The sequence below is a fragment of the Cupriavidus sp. 8B genome, from assembly GCF_054589115.1.
On record NZ_BAAILO010000675.1, the window covers coordinates 1 to 5,830 of the forward strand.

Here is a 5,830-nt window from a genome sequence, read left to right on the forward strand (position 1 = left end):
GATGACGAGGGCGATGATCCACGACGAGAGCCCGAGTGCAATGGTGACCTTCAGGCCGGAAATCATCCAGTCCAGGTAGGTCTCGTTCTGGGCCGCTTGTTCGAGGAATACACCCCAATGCCAGCTGTAGTTCATGATGTGTCCTCAAAAAGAAACGGAAGGACATGCCTTCCGTTTCACACAACCGGAATCCCAGTATCAGTCAAGTGCCTTGTCGTTCGGCGTCTTGAACAGCGCCTTCATGTCTTCCGACAGCGGGAAGTCCAGGTTCAGGCCCTTGGGCGGCACCGGTTGCTGGAACCACTTGGTGTACAGCGTGTTGATCGAGCCATCCTTCATCATGCCGGTGATGACGTGGTCGGACAGCTTCTTGAACGGTGCGTCATCCTTGCGGATCATGCAGCCATAGGACTCGCGCGATTGCGCCTTGCCAACCACGATCCAGTCGGCCGGGTTCTTGGCCTTGGCGCGCTCGCCGTACAGCAGCGCGTCGTCCATCATGAAGGCGACGGCGCGGCCCGATTCCAGCGTCAGGAACGACTGGCCATGGTCCTTGGTGCTGATGATGTTCATGCCCAGCTTCTGGTCATCGTTCATCTTGCGCAGCAGGCGTTCCGAGGTGGTGCCGGCAGTGGTCACCACGTTCTTGCCCTTGAGGTCGGCCCAGTCCTTGATGCCGCCATCCTTCTTCACCATGATGCGGGTGCCGATGATGAAGATGCTGGTGGTAAACGATGCTTGCTTCTGGCGCTCGAGGTTGTTGGTGGTCGAGCCGCACTCGATGTCGATGGTGCCGTTCTGCAGCAGGGTGATGCGGTTCTGCGAGGTAATCGGGATTTCCTTGACCTGCAGGTTCGGCAGCTTCAGCTGATCCTTGATGGCTTCCACGATCTTGACATTGATATCGTAGGAATAGCCGACCTGGCGCACACCGCCGAGGTTGTAATTGAACGGAATCGACGACTCGCGCACGCCAAGCGTAATCACACCGGTGTCTTTGATCTTCTGCAGCGTGCCCGTCAGTTGCTCGGCAGCTTGCGCGGTACCGCACAGCACGCCAGCAGCAATCATCAGGGAAGCCAACTTGGCAACATTCATAAAATCTCCTTGACCATGAAGAGAAAGGCGGGACTCTAACAAAAAAACCACCCGCCGACGAAATAGTATTGCGCAGGCAGGCACTCAAGACAACGGGTTTTTCCCCTAACAGCGTCATTTCAGGCATGGTTTGCGGGGCAAACCGAGGTCCGCCTCCAATCCTGTAAAGCCCCTGCGCCAACGCGCCGGGCCGGCCTTGCGGCAATGCCTTGTCAGCACGGGATCCCCCTCGTGCGTTGGGGGGGCAGCGAGCGCATACGACAACGCGGCTGCCGGGAAGCCCGGCAGCCGCGTTACCAATCCTGGATGGGCTTGCTGCGCCGCAGCATCGCCAGGGAGCGACGCTGCGGCGCCAAGCCGCGTCAGGCATCAGGGATAGAGACCGCGCATTTCGCGCGCCTGCAGAATCCGCGTGCACGCCACGATGAAGGCGGCCGTGCGCAAGGTAACCTTATTGTCCTGAGCGACCTGCCAGATCGCCCGGAAAGCCTCTTGCATGATTCGTACCAGGCGCTGGTTGATTTCCTCTTCGGTCCAGAAGAAGCTGGAAAAGTCCTGTACCCACTCGAAATAGGAAACCGTAACGCCGCCAGCATTGGCGATAACGTCGGGCGCCACCAGGATATTGCGCTCGCGCAGGATGTCGTCGGCCTCGGGCGTGGTCGGGCCGTTCGCACCTTCGATGACCATGCGCGCCTTGATGTGGGGCGCATTCTGGGCGGTGATCTGGCCTTCCAGCGCGGCCGGGATCAGGATTTCGCAATCCACCTGCCAGAATTGCTCGCCGGAAATGGTCTCGCCCTGGAAGCCTTCGATGGTGCCGCTGTGCGAGGCATATTCCATCATGGCGGGCACATCCAGGCCGGCCGGGTTGTACAGCGCGGTGCGGTGGTCCTGCACCGCCACCACCTTGGCGCCAGCCTCGTGGAACAGCTTGGCGGCCACGGCACCGACGTTGCCGAAGCCCTGCACGGCCACCCGTGCGCCCTTGATCTCAAGGCCGAGGTTGCGCGCCGCTTCGGATCCCACCACGAACACGCCGCGGCCGGTTGCCTCGCGCCGTCCCAGGGAGCCGCCCAGCGAGATCGGCTTGCCCGTGACCACGCCGGTGGACGTGCTGCCGGAATTCATCGAGTAGGTGTCCATCATCCATGCCATCACCTGCTCGTTGGTGTTGACGTCCGGCGCCGGGATGTCCTTGTTGGGTCCGATGATGAAGTTGATTTCGCTGGTGTAGCGGCGCGTCACGCGCTCCAGCTCCGAGCGCGAGAGCGTGCGCGGATCGACGCGGATGCCGCCCTTGGCGCCGCCGTAAGGCACGTTGACCGCGGCGTTCTTGACCGACATCCAGGCCGACAGGGCCATGACTTCCGACAAGGTCACGTCCTGGTGGAAGCGCACGCCGCCCTTGCCCGGGCCACGCGACATGTTGTGCTGCACGCGATAGCCTTCGAAGTGGGCAATGGTGCCGTTGTCCATCTCGATCGGCACATCGACCACCAGCGCGCGCTTGGGGCGCTTGAGGGTCTCGACCCAGCGGGCCAGCGAGCCCAGGTACGGCGTGACACGATCGACCTGCTGCAGGTAGATGCCCCAGGGCCCGAGCGCATCGGCGTTCAGGTAGGAAGGCAGGGAGTGGTTCTTGACGGCAGGATTGGACGGCGCTGCGGAAGACATCGTTTGGTTCCGGTGTGAAGGTGCCGCCAGCTTAGGGGAGGCAGCCCTGCAGAAGCCAATGCCGTTTGATTATCCTGTTATGCATGGTTAGCATAACCTTTGACGAGCGCCGTGTGCCGCCCCGTGCCGCCCCTCCCGGCTACTTGGCGGTGCGCCCGGCGCACCAGCCGCGCGCCTTCAGGATTTCGGCAGTGCGGGCAAGGTCTGCGCTGCCAGCGAAGACCAGACGCGGTCCACCAGCTGGCGCTTGTTGCGAACCTGTGCGCTGCGCCGCTCGCTGACGTGTTCGCCCGGCTTCTCCCGGTAAAGCCGGATTTCCATGTCGATCGACAGCGGCACGCCGCGCGCGGCCTCCGCACGCACCAGCCGGTGCTGGGCCAGTTCCTCCCGCACCGCGCTCTCCGGCAGGAAGGCCATGCCATGCCCGGACAGCGCCATCACCTTGAGCGCCTCGGCCATATCGGTCTCGTAGCATTTGTCGAGCTTGAGCGCGTCGGTGGTTTCTGACAGCAGCATGTCGACCATGCGGCCGAGGAAGGCATTGGGCGTATAGCTGAGGAAGGGCACCGGCTTCTTGTCCGTGCCCGGCAGCCGGTACAGGGGCTTGCCGGCGGCGTCCGGCACGCTGTATGGCGACAGCCGCTCGGTGCCCAGCACCATCATGTCGTAGTGCGCGGGATCGAGCTGGATGGCCTGGCGCGCATGGTGGTAGACCATCACCAGGTCGCAGCCGCCATCGACCAGCGCCAGCACGGCGTCGTGCACGTTGAGCGCGCGCAGCCGGCACGGCAGCGTGCCGATCTCGCGCTCCACCGCCTTGAGCCATTCGGGGAAGAACGTCAGCGACAGCGTGTGCGGCACCGCGAATTCCAGCACCTGCGCATTGGCCGAACGCTGCCCCCGCATCAGCGCGCGGGTCTCGCTGACTTGCGCCAGCATGGCCAGGGCCTGCTCGTAGAACACCTTGCCCGCCGGCGTGAGGCTGGTGGGATAGCTGGAGCGATCGATCAGCTCCGTGCCCACCCAGGACTCCAGCGACTGGATCCGGCGCGAGAACGCGGGCTGCGTCACATGACGCTGCTCGGCCGAGCGCGAGAAGCTGTGCGTCTCGGCCAGGCTGACGAAGTCTTCAAGCCACTTGATTTCCATGAGGCGGCATTATCCACCGGCTTCTTGCGGTTTCGCCACCGCCAGGAACAATATTCTACTTTATTTGGCTTTATTAGAATTAGATTACACTTACAGCCAGATTTGCACGACAGGACGCACGTGTTTGCTACGGGCCGGACGCTATGATGGTCGCAAACCAACAAGGAGCCCTTCATGGCCACCCAGCAAGCCGCCGTTACCGATATTGCCAGCCACGCACGTAGCGCCGGTGTCCTTGGCACCCTCGACGCGGCCGGCGGCCGGCCGGATCTCTTTGCCCCGCTATCCGACGGCATGTCGTCCGCCTTTGCAGCCAGCGCGCGCATGGTGGCGCAAGGCATCGAAGCCAGCCTGCCGGATTCCGCGACGCTGCTGGCGCTGTTGCCGGAATCGCTGCGCGAGGGCTCGGCCCAGGGCTATGTGCGCCACCTGGTGCACGCCGATCCGCTGGCGCGCTTCTCCGCCATGCTGATCGTCTGGCGGCCGGGGCAGCACAGCCCGGTGCACGGGCACCAGACCTGGTGCGCCTACCGGGTGCTGCGCGGCACGCTGCATGAGCGCCACTACCGCTGGGACGCGCAAGAGCGCCAGGCACATCCGTGCGGCGAGATCACGCGCACGGCGGGCGACACCTTCAGCGTGCCGGCCGGGCTGCGCCATATCCATGCGCTCGGCAACGACAGCGACGCGGTGGCCGTGTCGCTGCATATTTATGGGGTGGACCAGGAACACATCTGCAGCGGTGTGAACCTGCTGGTGGACGCGGCCTGAGTTTTGCGGCCGGCGTGCGGCCAGGCACCGGGGAAACGAAACGCTGCGCGCCAACAGGAATTGCCATGGACCGTTACGACCGCCAGATACTCGCCGCCCTTCAGGAGGACGCCACCGTGCCTGTGGCGGAGCTTGGGGAGCGGGTAGGTCTCACCTCCACGCCGTGCTGGCGGCGCGTGCAGAAGCTGGAGGAAAGCGGCGTGATCCGCAAGCGCGTGGCGCTGCTGGATCCCGCGCTGCTGAACGTGGGCGTGACGGTATTCGTGTCGGTTCGTACCAGCCAGCATAGCGTCAAGTGGCTCAAGACTTTTCATGATCTTGTCGCCTCCATTCCCGAAGTCACCGAGTTCTACCGCATGGCCGGGGATACCGATTACCTGCTGCGCGTGGTGGTGCCGGATATTGCTGCTTATGATCGCGTTTACAAGAAGCTGATACAGGGGGCGGAGCTGGCGGATGTGAGTTCTAGTTTTGCAATGGAGCAGATTAAGTACACTACGGCGTTGCCGTTGGATTATGTGTAGGGTGGGGATTGGGTGGGGATTCGGATTTGGCGCTTCTGGCCCCGCTGACGCGGGTTTTGGCGCTTGCTGGGCGGAGTTTTCATGCTTCTAGCTGCTGTCGCGGCTGTACGGTGTTGGCCGTTTTAGAACGTGTGAGATGTCACTCTTCTTTACTCGTAAAGAAAAGTAACCAAAAGAAAGCGATCCTTGCAGGAGGCTGGCGTGGCGTCATTGGGAATCCCAATGGTTTCGTCGTACGGCCCTGGGTTCTAATGACCTCGTGCCGTTACCAGTTTAGATCATCACGACGCTGCCAATGCCCGGGGTTTCGTGGTGGCCCCCACCGGTAGCCACCACCACGAATTTCAAGCCGTCTGTCGCTCGCGGCGCGGGCGGCCACGAAGTTGCAGGCGTCCCGTTTTCGTCGTGGGCGCGGTGGCACCGCCGGAATAGTTTTGAGGGATTCACCAGTTTAGATCATCACGACGCTGCCAATGCCCAGGGTTTCGTGGTGGCCCCCACCGGTAGCCACCACTACGAATTTCAAGCCGTCTGTCGCTCGCGGCGCGGGCGGCCACGAAGTTGCAGGCGTCCCGTTTTCGTCGTGGGCGCGGTGGCACCGCCGGAATAGT

General features: G+C 62.8%; 5 protein-coding genes and 1 pseudogene. 2 read left to right on the plus strand and 4 right to left on the minus strand.

Annotation, left to right across the window (positions count from 1 at the left end):
* From ACYP5B_RS54015 to ACYP5B_RS54030, 4 genes and pseudogenes are all read right to left on the minus strand, one after another.
* Positions 1 to 135 (minus strand): annotated as a pseudogene (locus tag ACYP5B_RS54015) (amino acid ABC transporter permease); the annotation flags it as partial.
* Between the two features lie 63 nt (positions 136 to 198).
* Positions 199 to 1,098 (minus strand): glutamate/aspartate ABC transporter substrate-binding protein, encoded by a 900-nt coding sequence (locus tag ACYP5B_RS54020; RefSeq protein ID WP_400095822.1) that lies wholly within the window; start codon positions 1,096 to 1,098, stop codon positions 199 to 201.
* Positions 1,099 to 1,467: 369 nt separating this feature from the next.
* On the minus strand, positions 1,468 to 2,775 hold the full coding sequence (locus ACYP5B_RS54025; protein ID WP_400095823.1) for a Glu/Leu/Phe/Val family dehydrogenase: 1,308 nt from the start codon (positions 2,773 to 2,775) through the stop codon (positions 1,468 to 1,470).
* Between the two features lie 177 nt (positions 2,776 to 2,952).
* The gene (locus ACYP5B_RS54030) at positions 2,953 to 3,924 is read right to left on the minus strand and encodes a LysR family transcriptional regulator (RefSeq protein ID WP_267605502.1); all 972 of its coding nucleotides are present in this window, start codon (positions 3,922 to 3,924) and stop codon (positions 2,953 to 2,955) included.
* A gap of 174 nt (positions 3,925 to 4,098) precedes the next feature.
* On the opposite strand from ACYP5B_RS54030, the gene ACYP5B_RS54035 reads away from it, so the two are divergent.
* Both ACYP5B_RS54035 and ACYP5B_RS54040 read left to right on the plus strand, forming a co-directional pair.
* The gene (locus tag ACYP5B_RS54035) at positions 4,099 to 4,695 is read left to right on the plus strand and encodes a cysteine dioxygenase family protein (protein WP_459575744.1); all 597 of its coding nucleotides are present in this window, start codon (positions 4,099 to 4,101) and stop codon (positions 4,693 to 4,695) included.
* A 65-nt stretch (positions 4,696 to 4,760) separates the two neighbouring features.
* Positions 4,761 to 5,219, plus strand: a complete 459-nt coding sequence (locus ACYP5B_RS54040; protein WP_267605500.1) for an Lrp/AsnC family transcriptional regulator — start codon at positions 4,761 to 4,763, stop codon at positions 5,217 to 5,219.
* The last annotated feature ends 611 nt before the right edge of the window (positions 5,220 to 5,830 follow it).

Bases quoted from the DNA above. Each gene is read 5' to 3' on its own strand.
- ACYP5B_RS54020 (WP_400095822.1), bottom strand. From the start codon at position 1,098: ATGAATGTTGCCAAGTTGGCTTCCCTGATGATTGCTGCTGGCGTGCTG.
- ACYP5B_RS54025 (WP_400095823.1), bottom strand. From the start codon at position 2,775: ATGTCTTCCGCAGCGCCGTCCAATCCTGCCGTCAAGAACCACTCCCTG.
- ACYP5B_RS54030 (WP_267605502.1), bottom strand. From the start codon at position 3,924: ATGGAAATCAAGTGGCTTGAAGACTTCGTCAGCCTGGCCGAGACGCAC.
- ACYP5B_RS54035 (WP_459575744.1), top strand. From the start codon at position 4,099: ATGGCCACCCAGCAAGCCGCCGTTACCGATATTGCCAGCCACGCACGT.
- ACYP5B_RS54040 (WP_267605500.1), top strand. From the start codon at position 4,761: ATGGACCGTTACGACCGCCAGATACTCGCCGCCCTTCAGGAGGACGCC.